Origin of the sequence: Micromonospora sp. NPDC049047 (genome assembly GCF_040649135.1) — a bacterium.
Classification (GTDB): domain Bacteria; phylum Actinomycetota; class Actinomycetes; order Mycobacteriales; family Micromonosporaceae; genus Micromonospora.
Window position 1 is genome coordinate 158,947 of the sequence record NZ_JBEZEY010000003.1, and the last position, 23,086, is coordinate 182,032.

General features: G+C 71.8%; 22 protein-coding genes. 9 read left to right on the plus strand and 13 right to left on the minus strand.

Annotated elements, in window-relative coordinates; genetic code table 11:
* Nucleotides 1-15: 15 nt before the first annotated feature.
* Nucleotides 16-657 carry a response regulator transcription factor gene (locus AB0B86_RS06340; RefSeq protein ID WP_357411525.1) on the minus strand — a complete coding sequence of 214 codons (642 nt, stop codon included), beginning with the start codon at nucleotides 655-657 and terminating at the stop codon, nucleotides 16-18.
* Between the two features lie 16 nt (nucleotides 658-673).
* Nucleotides 674-1,825, minus strand: coding sequence for a histidine kinase (locus AB0B86_RS06345; RefSeq protein ID WP_357411527.1), 1,152 nt, complete (start codon nucleotides 1,823-1,825; stop codon nucleotides 674-676).
* Between the two features lie 169 nt (nucleotides 1,826-1,994).
* Here AB0B86_RS06345 and AB0B86_RS06350 point away from each other — a divergent pair, with 169 nt between their 5' ends.
* Nucleotides 1,995-2,642 carry a DedA family protein gene (locus tag AB0B86_RS06350; RefSeq protein WP_357416342.1) on the plus strand — a complete coding sequence of 216 codons (648 nt, stop codon included), beginning with the start codon at nucleotides 1,995-1,997 and terminating at the stop codon, nucleotides 2,640-2,642.
* A gap of 38 nt (nucleotides 2,643-2,680) precedes the next feature.
* Here the strand turns inward: AB0B86_RS06350 and AB0B86_RS06355 are convergent, their stop codons facing one another.
* On the minus strand, nucleotides 2,681-3,319 hold the full coding sequence (locus tag AB0B86_RS06355; protein WP_357411531.1) for a TetR/AcrR family transcriptional regulator: 639 nt from the start codon (nucleotides 3,317-3,319) through the stop codon (nucleotides 2,681-2,683).
* A 67-nt stretch (nucleotides 3,320-3,386) separates the two neighbouring features.
* On the opposite strand from AB0B86_RS06355, the gene AB0B86_RS06360 reads away from it, so the two are divergent.
* The 3 genes from AB0B86_RS06360 to AB0B86_RS06370 all read left to right on the plus strand — a co-directional run bounded on the left by AB0B86_RS06360 (nucleotide 3,387) and on the right by AB0B86_RS06370 (nucleotide 6,904).
* Nucleotides 3,387-3,839, plus strand: a complete 453-nt coding sequence (locus tag AB0B86_RS06360; RefSeq protein WP_357411533.1) for an SCP2 sterol-binding domain-containing protein — start codon at nucleotides 3,387-3,389, stop codon at nucleotides 3,837-3,839.
* A gap of 1 nt (nucleotide 3,840) precedes the next feature.
* On the plus strand, nucleotides 3,841-5,055 hold the full coding sequence (locus AB0B86_RS06365) for an acyl-CoA dehydrogenase family protein (protein ID WP_357416346.1): 1,215 nt from the start codon (nucleotides 3,841-3,843) through the stop codon (nucleotides 5,053-5,055).
* A gap of 286 nt (nucleotides 5,056-5,341) precedes the next feature.
* Complete coding sequence (locus tag AB0B86_RS06370) at nucleotides 5,342-6,904, plus strand: AMP-binding protein (RefSeq protein WP_357411537.1); 1,563 nt, start codon at nucleotides 5,342-5,344, stop codon at nucleotides 6,902-6,904.
* A gap of 55 nt (nucleotides 6,905-6,959) precedes the next feature.
* Here AB0B86_RS06370 and AB0B86_RS06375 read toward each other — a convergent pair whose 3' ends face one another.
* From AB0B86_RS06375 to AB0B86_RS06395, 5 genes are all read right to left on the minus strand, one after another.
* Entirely contained in the window at nucleotides 6,960-8,186 is a 1,227-nt protein-coding gene (locus AB0B86_RS06375; RefSeq protein ID WP_357416349.1) for a hypothetical protein, read from the minus strand.
* A 2-nt stretch (nucleotides 8,187-8,188) separates the two neighbouring features.
* Nucleotides 8,189-8,773: a SigE family RNA polymerase sigma factor gene (locus tag AB0B86_RS06380; RefSeq protein WP_357411541.1), complete on the minus strand. Its 585-nt coding sequence runs from the start codon at nucleotides 8,771-8,773 to the stop codon at nucleotides 8,189-8,191.
* Nucleotides 8,774-9,205: 432 nt separating this feature from the next.
* Complete coding sequence (purD, locus tag AB0B86_RS06385) at nucleotides 9,206-10,456, minus strand: phosphoribosylamine--glycine ligase (protein WP_357411543.1); 1,251 nt, start codon at nucleotides 10,454-10,456, stop codon at nucleotides 9,206-9,208.
* Nucleotides 10,457-10,546: 90 nt separating this feature from the next.
* Nucleotides 10,547-11,479, minus strand: a complete 933-nt coding sequence (locus AB0B86_RS06390) for a type IV toxin-antitoxin system AbiEi family antitoxin domain-containing protein (RefSeq protein WP_357416353.1) — start codon at nucleotides 11,477-11,479, stop codon at nucleotides 10,547-10,549.
* Nucleotides 11,480-11,715: 236 nt separating this feature from the next.
* A complete protein-coding gene (locus tag AB0B86_RS06395; RefSeq protein ID WP_357411547.1) occupies nucleotides 11,716-13,005 on the minus strand; it encodes an adenylosuccinate synthase in 1,290 nt (429 codons plus the stop codon).
* A 124-nt stretch (nucleotides 13,006-13,129) separates the two neighbouring features.
* Here AB0B86_RS06395 and AB0B86_RS06400 point away from each other — a divergent pair, with 124 nt between their 5' ends.
* Nucleotides 13,130-14,191 (plus strand): hypothetical protein, encoded by a 1,062-nt coding sequence (locus tag AB0B86_RS06400; protein ID WP_357411549.1) that lies wholly within the window; start codon nucleotides 13,130-13,132, stop codon nucleotides 14,189-14,191.
* Between the two features lie 91 nt (nucleotides 14,192-14,282).
* Nucleotides 14,283-16,571 carry a chromosome partitioning protein gene (locus AB0B86_RS06405; protein WP_357416357.1) on the plus strand — a complete coding sequence of 763 codons (2,289 nt, stop codon included), beginning with the start codon at nucleotides 14,283-14,285 and terminating at the stop codon, nucleotides 16,569-16,571.
* A gap of 45 nt (nucleotides 16,572-16,616) precedes the next feature.
* Here the strand turns inward: AB0B86_RS06405 and AB0B86_RS06410 are convergent, their stop codons facing one another.
* Nucleotides 16,617-17,045, minus strand: coding sequence for a DUF3151 domain-containing protein (locus tag AB0B86_RS06410; protein WP_357411553.1), 429 nt, complete (start codon nucleotides 17,043-17,045; stop codon nucleotides 16,617-16,619).
* Nucleotides 17,046-17,294: 249 nt separating this feature from the next.
* Between AB0B86_RS06410 and AB0B86_RS06415 the strand changes: the two genes are divergently transcribed.
* A complete protein-coding gene (locus tag AB0B86_RS06415) occupies nucleotides 17,295-18,488 on the plus strand; it encodes a hypothetical protein (protein WP_357411555.1) in 1,194 nt (397 codons plus the stop codon).
* Between the two features lie 51 nt (nucleotides 18,489-18,539).
* On the opposite strand, the gene fbaA is transcribed toward AB0B86_RS06415, so the two are convergent.
* Together fbaA and AB0B86_RS06425 are read right to left on the minus strand one after the other, a co-directional pair.
* The gene (gene fbaA, locus AB0B86_RS06420; RefSeq protein WP_124771129.1) at nucleotides 18,540-19,565 is read right to left on the minus strand and encodes a class II fructose-bisphosphate aldolase; all 1,026 of its coding nucleotides are present in this window, start codon (nucleotides 19,563-19,565) and stop codon (nucleotides 18,540-18,542) included.
* 136 nt (nucleotides 19,566-19,701) lie between these two features.
* Nucleotides 19,702-20,085 carry a phage holin family protein gene (locus AB0B86_RS06425; protein ID WP_357411556.1) on the minus strand — a complete coding sequence of 128 codons (384 nt, stop codon included), beginning with the start codon at nucleotides 20,083-20,085 and terminating at the stop codon, nucleotides 19,702-19,704.
* Between the two features lie 124 nt (nucleotides 20,086-20,209).
* Here AB0B86_RS06425 and AB0B86_RS06430 point away from each other — a divergent pair, with 124 nt between their 5' ends.
* A complete protein-coding gene (locus AB0B86_RS06430; protein ID WP_357416363.1) occupies nucleotides 20,210-20,419 on the plus strand; it encodes a hypothetical protein in 210 nt (69 codons plus the stop codon).
* Between the two features lie 4 nt (nucleotides 20,420-20,423).
* Here AB0B86_RS06430 and AB0B86_RS06435 read toward each other — a convergent pair whose 3' ends face one another.
* Nucleotides 20,424-21,488, minus strand: coding sequence for an LCP family protein (locus tag AB0B86_RS06435; RefSeq protein ID WP_357411558.1), 1,065 nt, complete (start codon nucleotides 21,486-21,488; stop codon nucleotides 20,424-20,426).
* 2 nt (nucleotides 21,489-21,490) lie between these two features.
* Nucleotides 21,491-21,970, minus strand: a complete 480-nt coding sequence (locus AB0B86_RS06440; protein WP_357411559.1) for a SigE family RNA polymerase sigma factor — start codon at nucleotides 21,968-21,970, stop codon at nucleotides 21,491-21,493.
* A 141-nt stretch (nucleotides 21,971-22,111) separates the two neighbouring features.
* Here AB0B86_RS06440 and AB0B86_RS06445 point away from each other — a divergent pair, with 141 nt between their 5' ends.
* Nucleotides 22,112-22,933: a DedA family protein gene (locus tag AB0B86_RS06445; protein ID WP_357411560.1), complete on the plus strand. Its 822-nt coding sequence runs from the start codon at nucleotides 22,112-22,114 to the stop codon at nucleotides 22,931-22,933.
* The last annotated feature ends 153 nt before the right edge of the window (nucleotides 22,934-23,086 follow it).

The following is a 23,086-nucleotide window of genomic DNA, read 5'->3' on the forward strand; positions in this document are numbered from 1 at the left end:
CCGGGCTCGGCCCGGTCACAACAGGTCCGCGTCGTGCACCACGATGGCCAACTGCACCCGGTTGCCGGCCTGGACCTTCGCCAGCGCCCGACTGACGTGTGCCTTCACCGTGGCCTCGCTCATCGTCAGCCGTCGGGCGATCTCCGCGTTGCCGTGCCCGCGGGCCACCTCCCGGACGACCTCCAACTCCCGCACGGTGAGCGGCGCCAGCCGGTTGCGAGCCGCGCTCCGCCGGACCGGACCACGTTCGGCGAACGAGCTGATCAGGCGCCGGGTGACAGTCGGGGCGAGCATCGCGTTCCCGGCGGCCACAGTGCGGACGGCGGCGGCCAACTCCCGGGGCGGGGTGTCCTTGAGCAGGAAACCGACCGCCCCGGCCCGCAGCGCCTGGTGCACGTACTCGTCGAGGTCGAAGGTGGTCAGCATGATCACCTTCGGCCCGGCGGCGATCACGTCGGGTGCGATGGTCAGGCCGTCGACACCCGGCATCCGCACGTCGAGCAGCACCACGTCGGGACGTAACCGTTCGGCCTGCTCCAACGCACCGGCGCCGTCCGCCGCCTCGCCCACCACAGCGATGTCCTCCGCCGCCTCGAGGATCATCCGCAGCCCGGCGCGGATCAGCTGCTCGTCGTCGACCACCACCACCCGGATCACGTCGCACCCACCTGGATCACGTCGCACCCGCCACCGGGATCAGGGCGCGGACCAGAAAGCCGCCGTCCACTGGTGTCGCCTCCAGCCGACCGCCGAGCAACTCCACCCGCTCGCGTAGTCCGAGCAACCCCTGGCCGGCACCGGGCAGCGACCGGCCGCCCTCGGACGGGCCGTTACTGACCCGCACCTCCAGCCCGTCGGGCAGGTAGCGCAGGCACACTGTCGACTCGGCGTCGGCGGCGTGCTTGCGTACGTTGGTGAGCGCCTCCCGGACCACCCGGTACGCCGTGCGCCCCACCGTCGCCGGCAACGCCGCCGGCACTCCCTCGTCCCGCCGGTGCACCCGCAGCCCGGCGGCACGGGACTCGCCGATCAGCTCGTCCAGCGCGTCGAGGCCCCGCTCCGGCAGCACGGCCGGACCGGCCTGCCGCAGCACACCGAGCACCTCGCGCAGGTCGGTGAGCGCCTCCCGACCGGTTGTCCTGATCAACGCGGCGGCCTCGACTGTCGACGGGTCGGCCGCTGTCACCTCCAACGCCCCGGCGTGCACCACCATCAGCGAGACCCGGTGCGCGACCACGTCGTGCATCTCGCGGGCGATCCGGGTCCGCTCCTCGGCGCGGACCTGGTCGGCGCGGGCCTCCTGTTCACCTTCCAACCGTTCGGCCCGGTCCCGCAGGGCGGCGAGGGTGTCCCGGCGGGCCCGCACCCAGAGGCCGAAGACCAGCGGCAGTCCAACCAGACCGGCGGCAAGGAAAATCACGTTGCCGGTGGTGGCGGTGGTGATCCGGCGTACGCCGCCCACCGCCTGCCCGATGAGCACCCCACCGGCCAGCACCACTGCCGCCCCGACGAGGTAGCCGGCGAGCCGCCGGCCCCGCAGCCGCAGCCCTGCCTGGTAGGAGGCGACCACCCCGGCGGCCGCGGCCGCGAGCACCCACCAGCCGACCGCCGCGGCCACGAACAACGGCCAGCGGCGGGCCCGCACCGTGCTGGCGGCCCAACCCGAACCCAGCGCGAGCAGCAGCACCACAGCGCCCGGCAGCGGCGAGCGGACCCCCAGGTCACCGCTGGCGCTGGCCCAGACAGCAAGCACCACCAGGACGGCGAGCAGCAGCGGGGCGTACCGCTTGACGACCCGCCGGAGGGCGACGGCGCTGGTGGCCACCTGCCGAGCCTAGAACTCCGCAGGTGGTTCGGGTCGCCCCACGCCGTCGGACCCGGGTGCGCTGGGGGATGACCCCTACCCGGCGTCCGGGCCGGAGACGACCTAAGTAGTGGCCTCCGGCTGACCACTGGCCGATGGCGGGAGCCGCCTCCCGCACCACCATCAGGGCATGGACCTGCTCGACCTGCTGCACGAGACGATGGCCTCGCCCTGGGTCTATCTGGCGATCTTCGCGATCGCGGTGCTCGACGGCTTCTTCCCGGTGGTACCGAGCGAGACAGCAGTGATCACCGCCGGGGTGTTCGCGGCCTCCGGCGCGCCGTACCTTCCCGCGGTGATCGTGGTGGCCGCGAGCGGGGCACTGCTCGGCGATCACATCTCGTACGCCATCGGTCGGGGCGGTGGCACCCGGCTACTCGACCGGCTACCGCCCGAGGGCCGGCGTCGGGCCGCCATCGAGTGGGCCCGTCGAGGGATCGTCACCCGGGGTGGCCTCATCCTCACCGTGGCCCGTTATGTGCCGGGCGGCCGGACGGCGGTCACCCTCACCATGGGCGCGGTGCGCTATCCCCGACGACGGTTCCTGGCCTTCGACGCGCTCGCCGCCGGCTCGTGGGGGCTCTACTCCGGGCTGGTGGGCTACCTCGGCGGGATGGCCTTCGAGCAGGATCCGCTGCGCGGTCTGCTGCTTGGTCTGGGCCTCGCCCTGGGCGTGACCACGATCGTCGAGGTGGTGCGCTGGCTGGGCCGGCGTCGTCGCCGATCCGCGCGGTCGGCGTCGGCGACCGAACCGGTGAGCCGGGTGCCGGTGCGCTGACCTCGGGGGCCGGGGCCGGGGCGCTGACCTCGGGGCGGTCAGTCGGCGGCCGGGCGCCAGACGACGCCGTGCAGGAGTTGGCCGGCGCCCAGCCAGGCCACGTTCATCATCCGGGTGGCGGTCTTCTCCGGGTCGGCCTCCGGGTGGTCCGCGAGCCAGTCGGCGAGCGACTCGGTCGCGCCGACCAGGGCGTACGCGACGACCTCCAAATCGACGGCGCCGATCTCCCGGCCCTCGGCGCGCAGGGCGTGGTCGAGCATCCCGGCGACCACCTCGACCAACCGGGCCCGCATGGTGGCCAGTTCGCCGGCGAACGGCTGTTCGCCCCGGGCCTGCCGGTAGAGCACCGCCCAGCCGTCGCGGTGTGCCCCCACGAAGCCGAAGAACGCCTTCAGCCCGCGCCAGAGTCGAACGTCCGCCGGCAGGTCGGGGGCGGCGGCACCGGCGATGGCCTGCATCATCCGGGTGCCCTCCCGATGCAGGCAGGCGACGAAGAGTTCCTCCTTGGTGCCGAGGTACGCGTACACCATGGGCTTGGAGATGCCGGCGTCCTCGGCGATCTCGTCCATGCTCGCGGCGTGGAAGCCGCGCCGGGAGAAGACCTTCACGGCCGCGTCGAGCATCTGTTGCTCGCGAACGGCACGTGGCAGGCGCTTGAAGGCGGGCGGCGTGGACACCTTGCGAGCATACCTACTCGTGCGTAGGGTTACGCACGAGTAGCCATATCTTCGGAAGGCGCACCTGATGACTGACTTCGACCCGGCCACCTTCGCCAACGTGGGCCCCAAGGAGTTCGCCCAACTGGTCAAGTCCACCCCGGACGACAAGATCGCCCAGGTGATGTCCGGTGACCTGCGCGGCAGGGTTCTGGGCGAGGTGTTCGGCCGGATGCCGACGATGTTCCGCGCGGACCGGGCCGGCTCCACGAACGCGGTCATCCACTGGATCATCACCGGCCGCCCGGATGGTGGCAGCGACACCTACGAGGTGGTCGTCGCCGATGGCAAGTGCGCGGTGAACGAGACCCCGCAGCACGACCCGAAGCTGAGCCTGACCATGGGCCCGGTCGAGTTCCTGAAGATCGTCTCCGGTGGTGCCAACCCGGTGATGATGTTCATGACCGGCAAGCTGAAGGCGAAGGGCGACCTCGGTCTCGCCGCCAACATCGCCAACCTGTTCGACATCCCCAAGGCCTGACATGGCTGAGTTCTCGCTCGACCTGAACGAGGAACAGCGGGATCTACGCGACTGGGTGCACGGCTTCGCCGCCGAGGTCGTGCGCCCGGCCGCCGCCGAGTGGGACGAGCGCGAGGAAACCCCGTGGCCGGTGATCAAAGAGGCCGCCAAGGTCGGCCTCTACGGCTTCGAGTTCCTCGCCACCTGCTGGGCCGATCCGACCGGGCTGTCGCTGCCGATCGCCAGCGAGGAACTCTTCTGGGGTGACGCCGGCATCGGCCTCTCCATCTTCGGCACCTCGCTCGCCGTCGCCGCCATCTACGGTGCCGGCACCCCGGACCAACTGGTCGAGTGGGTGCCACAGTGCTTCGGCGACATCGACTCGCCCGCCGTCGCCGCGTTCTGCACGAGTGAGCCGGAAGCCGGCTCCGACGTCGGCGCGATGCGCACCCGGGCCGTCTACGACGAGGCCACCGACGAGTGGGTGCTCAACGGCCAGAAGGCGTACGCCACGAACGGTGGGATCGCCGGCGTGCACGTGGTCACCGCCTCGGTGGACAGCACGCTCGGCTCCCGGGGCCAGGCCGCGTTCGTCGTACCCCCTGGCACCCCCGGCCTGACCGCCACCCGCAAGCTGCGCAAACTCGGCCTGCGCGCGTCCCACACCGCCGACGTCTTCCTCGACGGGGTCCGCGTGCCCGGCCGCTGCCTGCTCGGCGGGCGGGACGCCCTGCTGGAACGCCTCGACCGGGCCCGCACCGGCCAGCGGGCCAGCGGGCAGGCAGCCATGCGGACCTTCGAGCTGTCCCGGCCCACTGTCGGCGCGCAGGCGCTCGGTGTGGCCCGGGCCGCCTACGAGTACGCCCTTGACTACGCGAAGGACCGGGTCCAGTTCGGACGGCCGATCATCGAGAACCAGGCTGTCGCGTTCGCGCTCGCCGACATGCGGATGGAGATCGACGCGGCGCGGCTGCTGGTCTGGCGGGCGTCGTGGATGGGCCGCAACAACCGCCCGTTCACCGCGGGTGAGGGCTCGATGTCCAAGCTCAAGGCCGGCGAGGTGGCGGTGTCGGTCACCGAGAAGGCGGTGCAGTTGCTCGGCGGGGCCGGTTTCCTGCGTGACCATCCGGTCGAACGCTGGTACCGCGACGCCAAGATCTACACCATCTTCGAGGGCACCTCGGAGATCCAGCGACTTGTCATCTCCCGGGCGATCTCCGGGATGCAGATCCGCTGACCGACCCGCATCGGCGGGCCCGGCCGGTCCGGTCGGGGGTGCGCCCCGGTCCGGCTGACTGCCGTGCGGTCGGCCGGACCCGGCCCGTCTCTGCCGAGCCGGGCGCACAGGCCGCGACGTCCAGATACCGCGCCGGCACCAATTCCACAATCTGTGCCGTGTTCGTCACCCCAAGCGGGCGTGAGCTGCGCCTTCCGCCGCGCCCAGTGCATGATCAAGGAAGACGCCCTGATGGACGGGGGGATCCGCTGCCCCGTCCGCGCACCACCCCGAGGAGGTCTGCGGCATGGACCTGCCGTTCGTCATTGCCACGCTCACCCGTCGCGGACTGCTCACCCCCGGCAGCCCCGTCCGGGTCGCCGCACAGCTCAACGCGTTGCGGACGTGGGGCTGGAGCCTGGCCGGCGAGTTGCGCCAGGCAGCCGCCCGGGACCCCGGCCGGCCGGCGGTCATCGACGAGGACGGCGTCGAGCTGACGTACCACGATCTGCTCGACCGGGCCGAACGGATGGCCCGCTCGATGCGGGCCGGGCTCGGCGTCCAAGCCGGCGACCGGATCGGCGTCCTCTGCCGCAACCATCACGGGCTGATCGAGACGATCGTCGCGGCCACCATGCTCGGCGTCGACGCCGTACTCGTCAACACCGGGCTCTCCGCCGCCCAACTGGGCACCGTCGCCGAGGAGCAGCAGCTACGGCTGCTCGTGCACGACGACGAGTTCGCCGAGCGGGTCCTCGGTCTCCCCACCGAGCTGCCCCGACTCGACGAACGGGCCCGCGAGGAGTTGGTCGCCGGGGCGTTGCCGGGTGACCTGCGTCCCCCGGAGCGGGACGGCCGGATCATCGTGCTCACCTCCGGCACCACCGGCACGCCCAAGGGCGCCCGCCGACCCACCCCGAGCGGCTTCGGCCCGTTGGTGTCCATCATCGACCAGATCCCCCTGCACGCCCGGAACCGGGTGATGATCTCGGCACCGATCTTCCACACCTGGGGGTTCGCCGCCCTCCAGGTCTGCCTGGCGTTGCGGGCCACAATCGTGCTGCACCGGCGCTTCGACCCGGCCGTCACGCTCGCCGCTCTCACGGCGCACCGCTGTGACGCGCTGTTCGCCGTGCCCGTGATGGTGCAGCGACTCCTGGAGGTGCCCCCGACGGACCCGCGCCCGCCGCTCAAGGTCGTCGCGGTAAGCGGTTCTGCCCTGCCCGGCGGGCTCGCCCCCAAGTTCATGGATGTCTACGGCGACGTCCTGTACAACCTCTACGGCTCCACCGAGGTCTCCTGGGCGTCCATCGCCGCTCCGCAGGACCTGCGCCAGGCACCCACCACAGCCGGGCGGCCACCGCACGGCACCCGGCTGGAGATGCTCGGCGACGACGGCCAACCCGTGCCGAAAGGCCAGGTGGGGCGGATCTTCGTCGGCAACGAGATGCTCTTCGAGGGTTACACCTCCGGCGCCGACCGGGAGACCCACAACGGTCTCCTCGACACCGGCGACCTCGGCCGACTCAACCCGGACGGCCTGCTCTTCGTCGACGGTCGGGCCGACGACATGATCGTCTCCGGCGGCGAGAACGTCTTCCCGTCCGAGGTGGAGGACCTGCTCGCCCAACTGCCCCAGGTCCGCGAGGCGGCGGTGATCGGCGTGCCGGACGCCGAGTACGGCCAGCGGCTGTCCGCGTTCCTCGCCCTGCACCCGGACGAAACGCTCGACCCCGAGGCGGTACGCGAGTACGTCCGGCGCTACCTGGCCCGCTTCTCCGTGCCCCGGGACGTGGTCTTCGTCAAATACCTGCCCCGCAACGCCACAGGCAAGGTGCTCGCCCGCGAGCTGCGCCGCTACTACGGCTGACCGCCCCGGAACCGTCGGCGAGAACCGGCGGGTTCCGGGGCGGTCACCGCGCCCGTCAGTCGACAGTCAGTGCGGGCCGCCAGTCCGGCTTCGCCTCGGCGAGGTCGAGGTGCTGGAACAGGCCCTTCGTGCCCGGCTCATCGAGCGTTCCGCGGTGTGCGTCGATCTCGACCACCATCCCCCGGACGTCGAGCACCTCCAGCGTCTCCGACGAGTTCGGATCATCAGCGGCAGAGTAGAACGACGCTTGATGACCGTCGACTGTGGTGTTCGGCGGCCGGAAGAGTTCCTTCCCCTTCAACTCGGCCCGAATCTTGTCGGTCATCTCGACGTACGGGGAGAAGCCGACGTCCACCATCTTCGCCCGCTGCCTACCGGGATCCGCCGTGGCGGGTTCGGCGCTGTACGTGACTCCGGCGTACCACCGCCAACCCTCCGGGGTCAGTGGCCCGTTGACGGTGGTATAGATCAGCCGGAGGCGCTGCGGCACCCCAGTGACCTGGGCCGGCGTCCGCACCCGCTCGGTCGTACTGAACCTGAGCTTCTGCGCCACGTGCAGGGCGATCTCGCGGGCGTCCTGCCCCGCCGCCCAGGGTGAGACATCGACGGCGGCCCAGCCGTCCGGGGCGTACTGCCAACGCAGGGAGAGCCGGTCAGTGCCGTCGACGTCGTACAGGGTGAAGGTCGCCGCCGCGCCCCGCACCTCGGGCGCGGGCGCCGTACTCACTGTGGGAGCCCGTTGGTCGATGCCCATGACCTGCGGCGCGGGCGGCGTCACCCCCTTGGGGTAGAGGCTGACCATCACACCCGCCGCCGAGTTGCCATCCGGCGAATCGGGAGCGTGCCCGATCAGGACGACACCCGGCCCGCTCAGCAGCAAACCCACCTGGTACTGCAGACTGGCCAGGCCCGACGGCAACCAACCGAACCGAACGTACTGAACGGTCGGATCGATCGTCTCCAACGCGGCCGGGATCCGGGACGTGTCGGGCGACGGCACCTTCCCGGTGTACGGCTCCAGCGGAGCCAGGGCGCCGAACAGGTTCAGTGACGACGGCTGCGCCGACGGCGCCGACCCGTCCGGCGGCGCAACCAGGCCCGGCACCGTGACAGCACCGACAACCACCGCGACCACGGCCAGTGCGGCGCCCGCACTGCGCGCGTACCAGCGCTGCCGGCGCCCGACGGTCATCGCCCGTTCGACGTTCACCACGGCGGACGGCGTCTCGGCCGCCTCGACCTCGGCGCGCATCAACCGCGCCACATCCAGTTCATCGATCATTGTCAACTCCCGTGGGCTAACACGTTGGTCGGCGTGCCACTCGCCGTGCCGGGCTGCCTGCTGGTCGGCACGTCGTTCCGGGCGGGGGCGAGCAGTCCTCGCAACGTCGCCAGCCCCTTGGCCGTCTGACTCTTGACGGTGCCCGACGAGCAGCCCAGCACCTGTGCCGTCTCCTCCACCGTCAGGTCCTGGAAGAACCGCAGCACCAGGACGGCCCGCTGCCGCGGTGCGACCTGACGCAGTGCCGCCACCAGATCGAGCCGCTCCGTGGCATCCGGGGCGGCCGGTGCGGGCCGCTCCGGCAGCAGGTCGGTGATCAGCACCCGAGTCCAACCGCGTCGCCGCTCGTCGATCAACCGCCGCATCAGCATCGTCCGGACCAGCGCGTTCAGGTTGTCGGCCCGCCGCGCCCGGGACCAGTTGCGGTACAGCTCGGTGAGCACCCGCTGCACGATGTCGTCGCCCTGATGCCAGTCACCGCACATCAGGTACGCCGTCCGGCGCCACTGCGGCAGACCGACGCGAACGCACTCGGTGTACTCGACGTCGGCCGCAGACCGCTCGACCGGTTTCCGGCTCAGCGGCATCCTCGGACCTGTCCCCCCACCGGCCACCAACAACACGGTGATCGTCCGCAAACCCGCATCTGCCCTCCTCCCGTCGCTGTGCCTCCGACACCGCTAAGTCGTGGTCGGAGCAACGCCGGGTTGCCCTGCGGGGCGGACCGCCTCACCGGACTGGCTCATCCGCGGCACGCACAGGCACGCGACCCATCCGGTCGCCACGGATCGACACGTCATGGGGATCGCGGCGGGCCGTCCGGCCAGAGTGGTGGCAGATCGTGCCCGGGTGCGGCTACGACGACAGGCTTCCGGGTGGCGTTCGGCGGCACCGGAGCGTGGCGAACACGATGGCCCCCCGCTCAACCTGCGAGGGCGGCCCGGAACCGGGTCGAACTCTCGATCAGCCCCGCACCGCAGACGTTCGCGGTCGAGGCACCCACCCACCGATGTGGGGAGTCAGCTCGGGATCGTGATCCGGTGCTCGATCGCGGCGGCGGCGATGTCGGTGCGGTGCTGCGAGCCGGCCAGCCCCACCCCGTTCACGAGCGCGTACGCGGCATCCCGCGCGGCGGCCAGGTCGACGCCGGTGGCCGTACCGCAGAGGACCCGACCGCCGGCGGAGAGCAACGCGCCGTCGCTGGCCCGGCGGGCGGTGCCGGCGTGGATGATGCCGGGTCGGTCCGCGCCGGTGATGACCTCGCCGGTGCGCGGTGCCGCCGGGTAGCCCGGGGCGGCGAGCACCACGGTGACCGCGCTGCCGTCGCGCCACCGCAGCGGCGGGTGCTCGGCAAGCGTGCCGGTGGCCGCCGCGTGCAGCAGCCCGCCCAGCGGGGTCTCCAGGAGCGCGAGCACCACCTGGGTCTCCGGGTCACCGAAGCGCGCGTTGAACTCGATCACCCGCGGGCCGGCCCCGGTGATCGCGAGCCCGACGTAGAGCAGGCCGGCGAACGGGGTGCCCCGGCGGCGCATCTCGGCCAGGGTGGGGTGGACCACGTCGCGCATGACCTCGTCCACCAGGCCCGACGGCGCCCAGGGCAGCGGCGCGTACGCGCCCATGCCGCCGGTGTTCGGGCCGGTGTCGCCGTCGCCGAGCCGCTTGAAGTCCTGCGCCGGCAGCAGCGGCAGCGCCGCCTCACCGTCGGTGACCACGAAGAGGCTGACCTCCGGGCCGTCGAGGAACTCCTCGATCACCACCCGTCCGCACTCGGCGGCGTGCGCCAGCGCGGCGGACCGGTCGTCGGTCACCACCACGCCCTTGCCGGCGGCGAGCCCGTCGTCCTTCACCACGTACGGGGCACCGAACTCGTCGAGCGCCCTCGCGGTGCTCTCCTCGTCAGTGCAGACGTACGCCCGGGCGGTCGGCACACCGGCGGCGGTCATCACGTCCTTGGCGAACGCCTTGGAACCCTCAAGCTGAGCGGCCGCACCGGAGGGGCCGAACACGGGGATGCCCTTGGCGCGTACGGCGTCGGCGACCCCGGCGACCAGCGGGGCCTCGGGCCCGATCACTACCAGGTCAGCAGCGGTCTCCACTGCCAGCGCCGCCACCGCGGCCGGATCGGAGGCGTTCGTGGCCCGCAGCTCAGCCACCGAGGCGATCCCCGGATTACCCGGCGCGGCAACAACCGCAGAAACGCCCGAATCCGCCACCAGCCGGAGCGCGAGCGCATGCTCCCGCCCTCCACCACCCACCAAAAGAACCCGCACGCCCCGAGATCCTACTGCCCCCACCTCCGCCCGCGTTGATCATGAAGTTGTTGCGGGCCGCCTCGGCGTGTCATGGCGATAACTTCATGATCAACGGCGTCGGGCGGCGGCGATCGCCTGGCGGACCGTCCACGGGATGTAATCCGGGCGGAGAGTGTCCTCCCAGGTGAATCGGAGGATGGTCCAGCCGGCGTTGACCAGGCGATTCTGGCGGCGGCGGTCGGCGAAGGCAGCTTCGGGCACGTCGTGCGGGCCACGACCGTCGGCCTCGGCGATGACCCGGGAGGCGCGCCAGCCAAGATCCCCGATGCCGAGCAGATAACCGTCGTCGTCACGGACCTCGAGTTGCAGAACATCGGGCGGCACCCTGCCGTCGACGCATCGGAGCCGGGCACGCGTCTCCAGCGGCGACTGCGCTCGCCCGTCCACCTCGCCGAGGTAGCCCCGAGCCGCGACCGCACCGCGCCGACCACGGATGAGGCGCGGGATGGAGAGCAGGTCGTCGGCCGCCGTCACGAGGCGACGATTCAACGCGGAATCCAGCACACTCACCGCTGAGAAACGATCTGCCCGCAGGCTGAGGTCGGCAACAGTCCGAAGGGGCCCAGTCGCGGTCATCCCGTCCACCCGAACGAGCTGCGCAGGCGGGATGACCAACTGATGGACCACCACCTGCGGATGGCCGAGTCGAGCCGGCCTGGCGACCGGACCCGGCACCGACAGATGGATCAACTCGGTGAACCGCATTCCGGCCAACCCGTGCAGCTCGGCGGCCATTGAGAGCACTGCGACTGCCGCCGAGCCAAAGGACACCATCGCCGCCCTGATTCGCGCCCGTCGGGGCACCTCGTCATACAGGTCGGCGTCGACGAGATAACTGCCCCGCGCCACAGCGCGCCAACGGCCGGCCCGACAGAGCCGCTGGACCTCGTGTGTGGTCAGGCCAGCGGCACGCGCCTGCCCGAGGGTCACAATCCCGTCGCGGCCGGCGGCAACCCGCCGTACAACATCCAAGGCGTCCACTCAGCCACCCTGGCCCACTCGAAAACCCCAGGCACCCCCCTGTGGACAACCACAACCACCCTGTGGATAACCCCCCCCCACCACCCACCCCCACCCACCACCCTTGGTTGATCATGAAGTTGTTGCCACGACGCGCCGAGGCGGAGGGCAATAACTTCATGATCAACGCGGGATGGCGCGCCGGCAGGCGGGGGCCAGGGGGTGGGGGTGGGGGCCAGGGGGTGGGGGTGAGGGCTTTAGGGGAGGAGGGGGTGGAGGACTACGTTTTCCTCTCGGCCGGGGCCTACGCCTACGACGCTCACCCTGGTGTTGCAGAGTTCTTCCACGCGGGCGATGTAGCGGCGGGCGTTCTCCGGCAGATCCTCGGCGGTGCGGGCCTTGGTGATGTCCTCCCACCAGCCGTCGAGTTCCTCGTAGACCGGGGTGGCGTGGTGGAAGTCCGTCTGGCTCATCGGCATGTCGTCCACCCGGACGCCATTGATCTCGTAGCCGACGCAGAGCGGCACCTTGGGCAGGCCGGTGAGCACGTCCAGTTTGGTGATGACCAGGTCGGTCACCCCGTTGAGGCGGCAGGCGTACCGGGCGACGACCGCGTCGAACCAGCCACACCGACGCTCCCGCCCGGTGGTGGTGCCGTACTCCGCGCCGACCTTGCGCAGGTGCTCGCCGTTGGCGTCGAACAGCTCGGTCGGGAACGGCCCCGCGCCGACCCGGGTGGTGTACGCCTTGCTCACCGCGATCACCTTGTTGATCGCGGTCGGCGGGATGCCGGCGCCCACGCAGGCACCACCGGCGGTCGGGTTGGACGAGGTCACGAAGGGGTACGTGCCGTGGTCCATGTCGAGCATGGTGGCCTGCGCGCCCTCCAGCAGCACCGTGTCGCCCCGGTCCAGGGCGTCCCAGAGCATCGCCCGGGTCTCCGCGATGTACGGCTTGAGCCGCTCGGCGTACGCCAGGTACTCCTCGACCGTCGCCTCGAGGTCGATCGCCTTGCGGTTGTAGACCTTGAACAGGATCTGGTTCTTCTCGCGCAGCGCCAGTTCGAGCTTCTTCCGCAGGATGCCCGGGTCGAGCAGGTCCTGCAGGCGGATGCCGATCCGGGCGACCTTGTCGCCGTACGCCGGGCCGATCCCGCGGCCGGTCGTGCCGATCCGCGACGAGCCGAGATAGCGCTCGATCACCCGGTCCAGGGCCCGGTGGTGCGGCATGATCAGATGCGCGTCGCCCGAGATCCGTAGCCGGGAGACGTCGACGCCGCGCTCGGCCAGGCCGTCGATCTCGGCGAGCAGCACCTTCGGATCGACCACCACACCGTTGCCGATGACGATCATCGCGTTCGGCGAGAGCGCGCCGGACGGCATCAGGTGCAGCGCGTACTTCTGGCCGTCGGGGGTGATCACCGTGTGGCCGGCATTGTTGCCACCGGAGTAGCGCACGACGTAGTCGACCCGCTCACCCAGCAGGTCGGTAACCTTGCCCTTGCCCTCGTCGCCCCACTGAGCGCCGATGAGCACGATCGCTGGCATCTTTTCCGCCTCCAGAAGGCTCGGGTGCCAGGTGGCGACCGGTTGGCGAGCCCGGGGTGTCAGGTTAACAAGTAATGACGGCGTGGCCGGCAGGGGTCGCGTCGAGAGGCAGGAGGCTCCTTCGGTGTACGACGTGGTGCTGCTCACCCTCGGTTCGGAGCGGGACGCTCCCGGGGGCTGCGGCAGCGGCGGGGCCTGCTGCGGCGGCGCGACCGGGTCCGCAGCCGATGGGTCCGCGGCCGACCCGACGAAGCAGACCGAGAGCGGTCAGGGATCCCCGGCCCGGACCGGCGACACCGAACAGTGCGCCACCGAGCGACCCCGGGTGCCGGTGCTGGCCTGCTCCGACGCGCTGATCGCCAGAGGTGCCCGGGTGGAGATGGTCACCGCCCGCTCCGACGCGGAGATCGACGCGGTGTTGGCCCGGCTCGACGGTCCGGCCCGCCCGGACGGCCTGACCTGGCCCGACCCGGACAGCAAGACCCGGCTGGTCGTCGCCACGGCGAGCGACGGACAGTTGCGCGCCGTGCTGCGCCGACTGGTCCGGCGGTACGCGCCAGCGCCGAGCAGGCGACCGGCGGATCTGCCCGGCAACCGGACCCTGCCCGACCTGCCGCCGGTGGCCGTACTCCCGCTCGATCCGGCTCGGGGCGGCAGCCACCAGGACCTGGCCGCGCAGCTCAAGCTGCCGCGTGACCCGGCGGCGGTGGCCGCCGCGGTGGTGGACGGCACGCCGCGCCGACTCGACCTCCTGCGTAACGACGGTGGATCGGTGACCCTGGACGGCGCGCTGCTCGGCGCCGCCGACGACGCCGGCCGGCCGCTGCACTGGCGGGCCCGGGTGGAGGTGGACGACACCGTCCTCACGAACGGCGACGAACCGCTGCTGGCCTGCGTGGTCGGCAACGCCGGCGGGTACGCGACGCTCGACGACGTGCGGCTGCTTACCGCGCCGGACCCGGCCGACGGCCAGATCGAGGTCGCGGTGGCCGTGCCGGTGGTGGTCCGCTCGGCGCTGGGCCGCAAGCGGGTCCGGCTCGAGGTGCGGCGAGCCCGTGGGCGGGCCGTTTCGGTGCTGCCCCGGGAGGGGAAGATCCCGTACCTCGACGATGGTGTCGAGGCTGAGCTGACCCGAAAGCGTTCCTGGTGGATCGAGCCGGGCGCCTGGGCGGTCTGGTCGATCTGATCCCGGCCGCACGCCGCGCGGCGGCCGGCTGCGCCGACGGCCCCGCCGGGTGGTTGGGCCTATCCTCGCAGGAGGACTGGGAGGGGCCGTAATGGACGAGAACGCCGACCGGGCGCAGGTGCACGGCCAGCAGCCGGTGCCGGAGCGGGACATCGAACCACTCTGGCCACCGGATCCGGCCGACCGCACCACGGGTAGCGCGGTGCCGCCGTGGGCGGCGGTCGCCCAACAGCGGGGTGCGCCGTCGTCGGCCGCGCCGGGGCCGGTGACGCCGCCGGTGGCCGCGCCGCCGATCGGCAGGCCGCCGGTGCCCGGGCAACCCGGAGCCCCGGCCCAACCGCCGCCTTCGCCGGCGGACTACCCGTCGCTCTCCGGTGCCGTTCCGGCGCCCGGCGGCTGGGACACCAGCGGCTCATCCGTCGCCCCGTCCGGCTGGGCGCCAGCTCAACCGAGTTGGCCGCCGGCCAACCCGGGGCCGCCGGCCAACCCGGGGCCGCCGGCCAACCCGGGGCCGCCGGCCGACCTGGCGGCGCCGGCCAACCCGGCAGCAGCGCCTGCCCCGGGCACGCCAACGGCACCCGCCACGCCGCCAGCCCCGGGCACGCCAACCACCCCGGGTATGCCAACCACCTCGGGCACGCCAACGGCACCAGGCACGCCGCCGACTCCCGGCACGCCAACGGCACCGGGCACGACGAGCCCCGCCGCCGGGGCGACAGGCACCTCCGGGATGACGAGCGGCGCGCCCAGCGCCGCAGCCGGGGCGCGGGGCAGCGCAGCCGGCGTGGGGCCGGCGCCCGCCGGCGACCGGGGGCCGGCCGTCGCCGCGCCGATCCTCCCGGCGGGGGTGGACCTGGACCAGCCGTTCACCCTGGACAACCCCACCGCGGCCGGGACGCCCGCCGATCGCCCGAACGGTGCGACCCGCGCCTCGGCAGACTCGGCAGCAACCGGCCCCGCAGCGGCAGGGACGGCCCCGGAGGTCGACGGGGCCGAGAAGGACGGATCTGCCGGCGGGGTGGGCCGGCCCGCCGAGTCGCCCTGGGCGTACCCGCCGCAACGCCCCGCCGCAACGCCCACACCGGCTCACGACCAGGCCGCCGCGCCGCCGCCACCGCCACCGCTACAGCCGCCGCACCCCGGGCCGGCTCCGGCGTACCCGGGCCCGTCGGTCACCCCGGTGATCCCCGGTCAGGCCGGCCCGGGGCATATCCCGCCGCCGCCGGACCTGACCCAGTTCAGCAACCTGCCGCCGCAGGTCGGGTCGGCGACCCCACCGCCGGGACCGTTTCCGCCGTCTCCGGGTTGGTACCCGCCGCCGTGGCAGCAGGGTGCACCAGGTGTCCAGCCCGGGCAGCCCTACCAGGAGGCCGAAGGGGTGACCCGGGTGCCCGCGGCCGGCTACCCGGAGGCGACCGCGTACCCGGACGCGAGCTGGACGCCGGAGGAGACCGCGGTACCGACCGCCGAGGACTTCAGCCGACGCCGGCAGGTCCGGCCCGCCGACCCGGTGGCGACAATGGGCGTCCGGGCGGTGGTCAACAAGATGGGGCTGCTCCGGCTGTCTCCCGGTCGACACGAGCAGGAACTCAAGCGGGACATCGAGATGGTGCGCCGGAACTTCGGCGGGCTGCGGCAGGTGACGGTGGTCAACCCGAAGGGCGGCGCCGGCAAGACGGTGGCCATCCTGCTGCTCGCCATGACGTTCGGTCAGAAGCGCGGTGGCTACGTGCTGGCCTGGGACAACAACGAGACCCAGGGCACCCTGGGGATGCGTGCCCAGCAGGACTTCCACTCCCGCACGGTGCGGGACATGCTGCGCGATCTCGGGCAGTTCCAGGGCGCGCACGGGCGGGTCGGTGACCTGTCGCAGTACGTCCGCTCGCAGGGCGAGGGCATGTTCGACGTGCTGGCCTCGGACGAGTCGGCCACCGGTGGCGAGATGTTGACAGCTGCCGCGTTCGCCGAGATCCGCGAGGTGGTGAGCCGGTTCTACAAGTTGATCTTTGTGGACACCGGGAACAACGTCCGGGCGCAGAACTGGCAGGCCTCGATGGACGCCACCGACCAGTTGGTGGTCACCATGTCGGCCCGTAACGACTCGGCGGAGACCGCCGCCCGGATGCTCGACCACCTGGAGCAGAGCGGCCGGCAACGGCTGGTACGCCAGGCCGTGACAGTGGTGTCGATGCCACCGTCCCGCAAGGAGATCGACCTGCCGGCCATCCAGGAGCACTTCGCGGCCCGCACCCGGGCGGTGCTGCTGGCTCCGTACGAGCGGCTCATCGACACGGGTGAGCCGATCCGGTACGGCGGGCTCTCCTCGGCCACCCGGGACGCCTGGCTGAAGATCGCCGCTGCGGTCGCCGAAGGGCTGTGACCCACCGACGGCCGGCCCGCTGTCGGGTCGGCCGTCGGATCGGGGTCAGTTGCTCGCGAGCGCGTCGGCCGCCGCCGGGTCGCAGTCGCGCAGGAACTGGGCGCAGCGGGCCGCCTCGTCGGCCTCGCCGATCTCGTCCGCAGCCCGGGACAGCACGTAGAGGCAGCGGAGGAAGCCCCGGTTGGGCTCGTGCGACCACGGCACCGGGCCGTGCCCCTTCCACCCGCTGCGGCGCAACTGGTCGAGGCCCCGGTGGTAGCCGGTGCGCGCGTACGCGTACGCCGTCACCACCTGCCCCTGCGCGAACGACCGGGCGGCGAGCTCCGCCCAGGCCGCACTGTAGGTGGGGAAGCCGGCCGCCACGCTGGCGAACGCCTCAGCCGTGCCGGCCTCCTCGGCGGCAGCCAGTGCGGTGTCGGCCTCGTCGTTCGCGGGCAGGCGGGTGGCCGGTGGCTCTGGCAAAAGGTTCTGCATCGCCCCATTCAACCCGCTGGACAGGGCGACACGCGAGCGGGTCGGCCGACACGTTCCGCTGAACGGCTGAGGAGTTGGTCACGCCTGCGGCCTATGCCGCCGCCAAGTGTTTTCCACTACAACTAATGGTCCGGAGCCTCCCCAGGAACCGGTTACGCAGGAGCCCGGTGGCCACGGTCACCGGGCTCCTGTCGGTTCCACCCCGGGCCCGAGGTTTGGCCGGCCCCGGCCGAGGGGCAGGATGGCCGGGTGCCGACCCCACCTCCCGCGGACGTCATCGAGCCGCACCTGCACGCCGACGAGATCCAGACCCGCGACGAGTTCGACAGGCAGTTGGCCACCGGCCGACTGACCGGGCTGACCGTGCAGGGCCTGCGCCTCGACCTGGCACCGGTGCCCGACCTGCGGGGGATCGAGGTCGCTGGCACGCTCTTCGTGGGATGCCGGTTCGCCTCCCGGGACGTCGGGGCCGACCTGGTCCGCCGCGGCGCGAACGTGGTGCCGCCGTTCTCCGGGCTGCCGTACCCGACCCAGCCGTCGCACCTCTACACCCCGCAGGACCTGGCCGCCGGCTTCGCCGAGGGCGGGTTCACCGAGATGTACGACACCCGGGTGTACGACCACTACCGGGCGCACGGCGGCGCGCTGCCGGACGTCAAGGAGGCGCTGGGCCAGCGACTGCACGACCATGGCGTGGACAACGCGCTCACCGACGCCACCCGGGCCTGGCTGGCCCGGCACGGTCCGCAGTCGGTGGTCGGCATCATGGGTGGGCACGCGGTGCGGCGTGGCAGCCCGCCGTACCGGATGGCTGCCGTGCTGGGGTGGGAGCTGGCGCGGGCCGACCGGCTGGTGGTGACCGGCGGTGGTCCGGGTGTGATGGAGGCGGCGAATCTCGGCGCCTACCTGGCGGACCGGCCGGCGGCCGAGTTGACCGAGGCGATCGACCTGTTGGCCGAGGCGCCCGACTTCACCGACCACCACCGGTACACAGCCACCGCGTTGGCGGTGCGGCAGCGCTACGCGGGGGTGCCCCGGCAGCGTGGTGACGACCTCGCCTGGGCGCGGGCCGGTGGCCTGGCCATCCCCACCTGGCTGTACGGGCACGAGCCGGCGAACCTGTTCGCCGGGCGGATCGCGAAGTACTTCTCGAACGCGATCCGGGAGGACACCATCCTGCGCCTGGCCCGGGGCGGCATCGTCTTCGCGCCGGGGCGGGCGGGCACGGTGCAGGAGGTGTTCCAGGCGGCCACCAAGACCTACTACGGCACGGACGGCGCCAGCGGCGCGTACATCTTCCTGGACCGTGGCTACTGGACCACCGAACTGCCGGTGGAGGCGTTGCTGCGTCCGCTGCTGGCCGCGTCCCCGTTCGGTGACCTGTCGACGACGATCCATCTCACCGACGACGTCCGTGAGGCCGTCCGCCTGCTCACCGCCTGAACGACGACGGCCGGCTCCCCCGAGGGGAAGCCGGCCGTTCGTGGTGCGTAGTTACTTGGTCATCGTGGTGCCGGTGGAGCGCAGGTGCTCGCACGCCTCGACGACCCGGGCGGCCAGGCCGGCCTCGGCGGCCTTGCCCCAGGCGCGCGGGTCGTACTGCTTCTTGTTGCCGACCTCGCCGTCGATCTTCAGCACGCCGTCGTAGTTGCGGAGCATGTGGTCCGCGACGGGCCGGGTGAAGGCGTACTGGGTGTCGGTGTCGATGTTCATCTTCACCACGCCGTAGTCGAGCGCCTCACGGATCTCGCTCAGCAGTGAGCCCGAGCCGCCGTGGAAGACCAGGCTGAGCGGCTTGTCCTTGCCGTACTTGGCGCCGACCGCCTCCTGGATCTGGTTGAGGATCTCCGGGCGGAGCTTGACGTTGCCGGGCTTGTAGACGCCGTGCACGTTGCCGAAGGTGAGCGCCGCCATGTAGCGGCCCTTCTCGCCGAGGCCGAGCGCCTCGACCATGGCCAGGCCGTCTTCGGTGGTGGTGTAGAGCTTGTCGTTGATGGCGTTCTCGACGCCGTCCTCCTCGCCACCGACGACGCCGACCTCGATCTCAAGAACGATCTTGGCCTTGGCGGCCTCGTCGAGGAGCTGGGCGGCGATCTGGAGGTTCTCCGCGACCGGCACGGCCGAGCCGTCCCACATGTGCGACTGGTACAGCGGCTCCTCGCCGCGCTTCACCCGCTCCTGCGAGATGCCCATCAGCGGACGGACGAACTTGTCCAGCTTGTCCTTCGGGCAGTGGTCGGTGTGCAGGGCGATGTTGACCGAGTACTTCTTGGCCACCTCGTGCGCGTAAGCGGCGAACGCCACGGCGCCGGTGACCATGTCCTTGATCGACGGGCCGGAAAGGTACTCGGCGCCACCGGTGGAGACCTGGATGATGCCGTCGCTCTCCGCGTCGGCGAAGCCCTTGAGCGCCGCGTTCAGCGTCTGCGAGGAGGTCACGTTGATCGCGGGGTACGCGTACCGGCCAGCCTTGGCGCGGTCCAGCATCTCCGCGTAGGCCTCGGGGGAAGCGATGGGCATGTGATGCGCTCCTTACTTACCACTCTCGGCCGTGCTGGCCGCTGTTGTTCATTTGTGCGCCGGACCGCGCTGTCCTCCGCCCGGCAGTATCCCGCAGGTGCGGTGCGCCGGAACAACCGACCCGGCGGTCAACCCCTCACCGGCGGTCCAGATGGTCCGGCACGATGACGCTGATCAGCCAGGTGACCACTGTCATCACGATGGCTCCCCAGAACGCCGGCCAGAAACCGTCCACCCGGAACGGCAGGTCGAGCCCGCGGGCGATCCGGTCGGTGAGCAGGAACAGCAACGCGTTCACCACGAGCGCGAACAGGCCCAGGGTCAGCAGGTAGAACACACAGCCGACCACCCGGATGATCGGTTTGAGCACCGCGTTGATCACGCCGAAGATCAGCGCGACCACGATCAGGGTGAGCACTGTGTTGCCACCCGAGCGGCCGTGCACGTCGACCCCGGGCACGATCAACGTGGTTATCCACAGCGCGACCGCGGTGATCGCCAGTCGGATGAGAAAGCCCACCGCACCATCCTGGCATCGGGTCGCGTCGTTGCGGGCTGATTCCGCCTACTCCGCTTCCGGGCGCGCTGCCGGCGCAGCCCGTACGGTGGGTGGGAACCGTGCCCCGAGACCCCCGGGAGGGATGATGGGCCAGCCCGATGAGGACTTCGCCCCCGGCGACCACCTCGCCCCGGACGAGCGCAACCCGGAGGCCGAGCCGGCGGACGCTGTCGAGCAGGCCACCACTGTCGGCCCGGTCGACGACGGTGCACCGCAACGCGGCCTGGAGGTCGACGACTGGGACGCGATGGAGCAGGCCCGGGTGGTCACCGGGGACGAGGACGACTACCGCTGAACGGTCAGCGAGCGCCGTCCACAGCCGTCGGGTGACGGGCCACCCAGTCGCCGAGCCGGTCCTCGCGCAGTGCGGTCAGGAACTCCGGGGCGAGCTGCGGGTCCGCCTCCAGGTAGCTACTGGTCCCGGTCGGCTCGGTCACCGGCAGGCTGAGCCCGACCTGGTCCGTCGACCGCAGTGTCGGCACCAGCCGCATGAGGTCGAGCATGGTGGCCACCCCCGGTGACACGGCGAGGCCCGGCTCGACGGCGCTCAGCAACCTGGTCAGTCGTACCGGATTGGTGAGCACGCCCTCGTCGGAGGCCGCGCGCACCAGCCCGGCGGCGAAGAGCCGCGCGTTGCGGTCCCGGTCCTGGCTGCCCCCGGGCAGGTCACGCCGCTGGCGGAGCAGGTCGACAGCCGCGGCGCCGTCGAGACGCTGGCACGCGGCCGGGAAGACCCGCCGGGTGTGGACCGACCGGACCTGGTCAGGCAGGCAGACCGGCACGCCGCCCACCTCGTTTGTCAGCGACCGCAGCGCGGAGTACGTGAAAACCACACCGGTGTCGACACGAACTCCGGTCAGCTCCGCCACCGTCTTCCGGGTCAGCTCGTACCCTCTGCTCAGGTCCGGTGACGAATGGCCCGCACCGAACGCGAACGCCGCGTTCAGCTTGTCGGTGCCGTGACCGGAGATCGGCACCCGCAGGTCGCGGGGCAGTGAGATCAGGTACGGGCGGCTCCGGTCGGCCGGGATGTGCAGCAGCAACACCGAGTCGGCAAGCGGCGGGCCGGGTGTCCGGCTGTCGATGCCGAGCAGCAGGACAGTCACCGCACCAGCCGCCACCGGATCCGGCGAGCCGATCAGGGTGTCCATTTTCTGCGCCGGCCCGGCCCGTTCCGGGCTGAGCAGCGGAACCCCGATGCCGAGTACGCCGAGCACGGCCAGCGCCGCACCGCCGGCCTGCCAGCGCTTCCGGCGCTGCCGGCGACGGGTCGCCAGCCGATCGATCGCGGCCCGCAGCGGGCCGGTGGGTGGGGTCAGCGTCTCGTGCCGGCCGAAGGCGGCACGCAGGTCGTCCTCAATCATGTTCACGCCTCCACGTACTCGGCCCGGAGCGTGGCGAGGGCCCGGGAGATGGACGAACGTACGGTCCCGACGGCACAGCCGAGAATGTCGGCGATCTCCGCGTCGGGCAGGTCCTCGTAGTAGCGCAGCACCAGGGTGGCCCGTTGCCGGCGCGGCAGCCGGGACAGCCAGGTCCAGATCTGGTCCCGGTCCACTGCGGTCTGGGTGTGGTCGGTGGGGGCCGGCAGCGTCGCGTCGGGCTCGGCCCGCAACAGCACCCGGCGCACCCAGGAGCCGCGGCGCCAGTCGATGAACTGGTTGGTGAGCATCCGGCGCACGTAGTGCTCGGGCGAATCCGCCCGGGCAACCCGCCGCCAGTTCAGTTGGACCCGGACCATGGTTTCCTGAACCAGATCCTGCGCCTGGTGCGGATCACCGGTGAGCATCACCGCGTACCGCAGTAGCGGGCCCAGCCGCGTGTCCGCGAACTCCTCGTACGTCACTGCACCTCCCGAGGCTCCTACCGCAGATGACGGAAGCGGGCGAGCGGAACATTGCAGCAGGGGCGGACCGAACTCCACTACGCGGGCGGGTGGCGCGGGACCGGTCCGGCGCGGCCGGGACCTTGGGCTTCGGTACCCTTTGTGGCCGTGGACACAGCTGAGAAGACCCGCGCTCTCGTGGAGAGCGTCGCCCTGAACCCGCTCGATCCCAAGGATCTGTTGCAGACCTTCGGGCTGATCGGCGTGTGGGTGATCCTCTTCGCCGAAACTGGCCTGCTGGTGGGCTTCTTCTTCCCGGGCGACTCACTGCTGTTCCTCGCCGGGGTGGCCTCGTCACCGGTGGCGGACGCGATCTTCGGTGACGGCACCCGGCTCTCCCTGCCCGCCCTGCTGGTCGGCGGACCGATCTGCGCGATCCTCGGCGCGCAACTGGGGCACTGGCTCGGTGCCCGGTACGGCCGGCCGATGTTCGAGCGGCCGAACTCCCGGCTCTTCAAGAAGGAGTACGTGGAGAAGGCCGAGTACTACTTCGAGAAGTTCGGCCCGGCGAAGGCCGTGGTGCTGGCGCGCTTCATCCCGATCGTCCGGACGTTCCTCAACCCGGTCGCGGGCGCGCTCGGCATGCCGGCCCGGAAGTTCCTGCTCTGGAACATCGTCGGCGCGGTGCTCTGGGTGGACGGCATCCTGCTGATCGGCTACCTGCTCGCCGAGCAGATCTACGACGCCATCGGCGACAAGATCGACCGCTACATCCTGCCGGTGGTGGCCCTGATCATCCTGATCTCGGTGTTGCCGATCTTCTTCGAGTTCCTCCGCGACCGGCGGGCCCGTAAGCGCGGCGAGGCGGTCGCGGTGGTGGCGGCGGCCAGCGCCGCCGGCGCGGTGGAGGCGGCCCGCGAGGCGTTCGACAACGACGTGCACCAGCACGGCCGGCACCGTCCGGAGCACGGCCAGGACCACTGAGTCCAGGTACGACGACGACGGCCGGCCCCCTGGTGCGGGGGTCGGCCGTCGGCATGTCGGACCCGGCCGCCGGCGGTGCGGCCGGGGGACGAGCAGGTGTTACCCACCGATGGCGCCACCCCTGGCTCGCCACCGGACGCCGCCCCGGCGCGG

Coding starts and splice junctions, on each gene's coding strand:
- AB0B86_RS06435 (WP_357411558.1), bottom strand. CDS start 21,488: ATGATTGAGGACGACCTGCGTGCCGCCTTCGGCCGGCACGAGACGCTG.
- AB0B86_RS06375 (WP_357416349.1), bottom strand. CDS start 8,186: ATGATCGATGAACTGGATGTGGCGCGGTTGATGCGCGCCGAGGTCGAG.
- AB0B86_RS06430 (WP_357416363.1), top strand. CDS start 20,210: ATGGGCCAGCCCGATGAGGACTTCGCCCCCGGCGACCACCTCGCCCCG.
- AB0B86_RS06395 (WP_357411547.1), bottom strand. CDS start 13,005: ATGCCAGCGATCGTGCTCATCGGCGCTCAGTGGGGCGACGAGGGCAAG.
- AB0B86_RS06405 (WP_357416357.1), top strand. CDS start 14,283: ATGGACGAGAACGCCGACCGGGCGCAGGTGCACGGCCAGCAGCCGGTG.
- AB0B86_RS06350 (WP_357416342.1), top strand. CDS start 1,995: ATGGACCTGCTCGACCTGCTGCACGAGACGATGGCCTCGCCCTGGGTC.
- fbaA (WP_124771129.1), bottom strand. CDS start 19,565: ATGCCCATCGCTTCCCCCGAGGCCTACGCGGAGATGCTGGACCGCGCC.
- AB0B86_RS06370 (WP_357411537.1), top strand. CDS start 5,342: ATGGACCTGCCGTTCGTCATTGCCACGCTCACCCGTCGCGGACTGCTC.
- AB0B86_RS06380 (WP_357411541.1), bottom strand. CDS start 8,773: ATGCCGCTGAGCCGGAAACCGGTCGAGCGGTCTGCGGCCGACGTCGAG.
- AB0B86_RS06365 (WP_357416346.1), top strand. CDS start 3,841: ATGGCTGAGTTCTCGCTCGACCTGAACGAGGAACAGCGGGATCTACGC.
- AB0B86_RS06360 (WP_357411533.1), top strand. CDS start 3,387: ATGACTGACTTCGACCCGGCCACCTTCGCCAACGTGGGCCCCAAGGAG.
- AB0B86_RS06410 (WP_357411553.1), bottom strand. CDS start 17,045: ATGCAGAACCTTTTGCCAGAGCCACCGGCCACCCGCCTGCCCGCGAAC.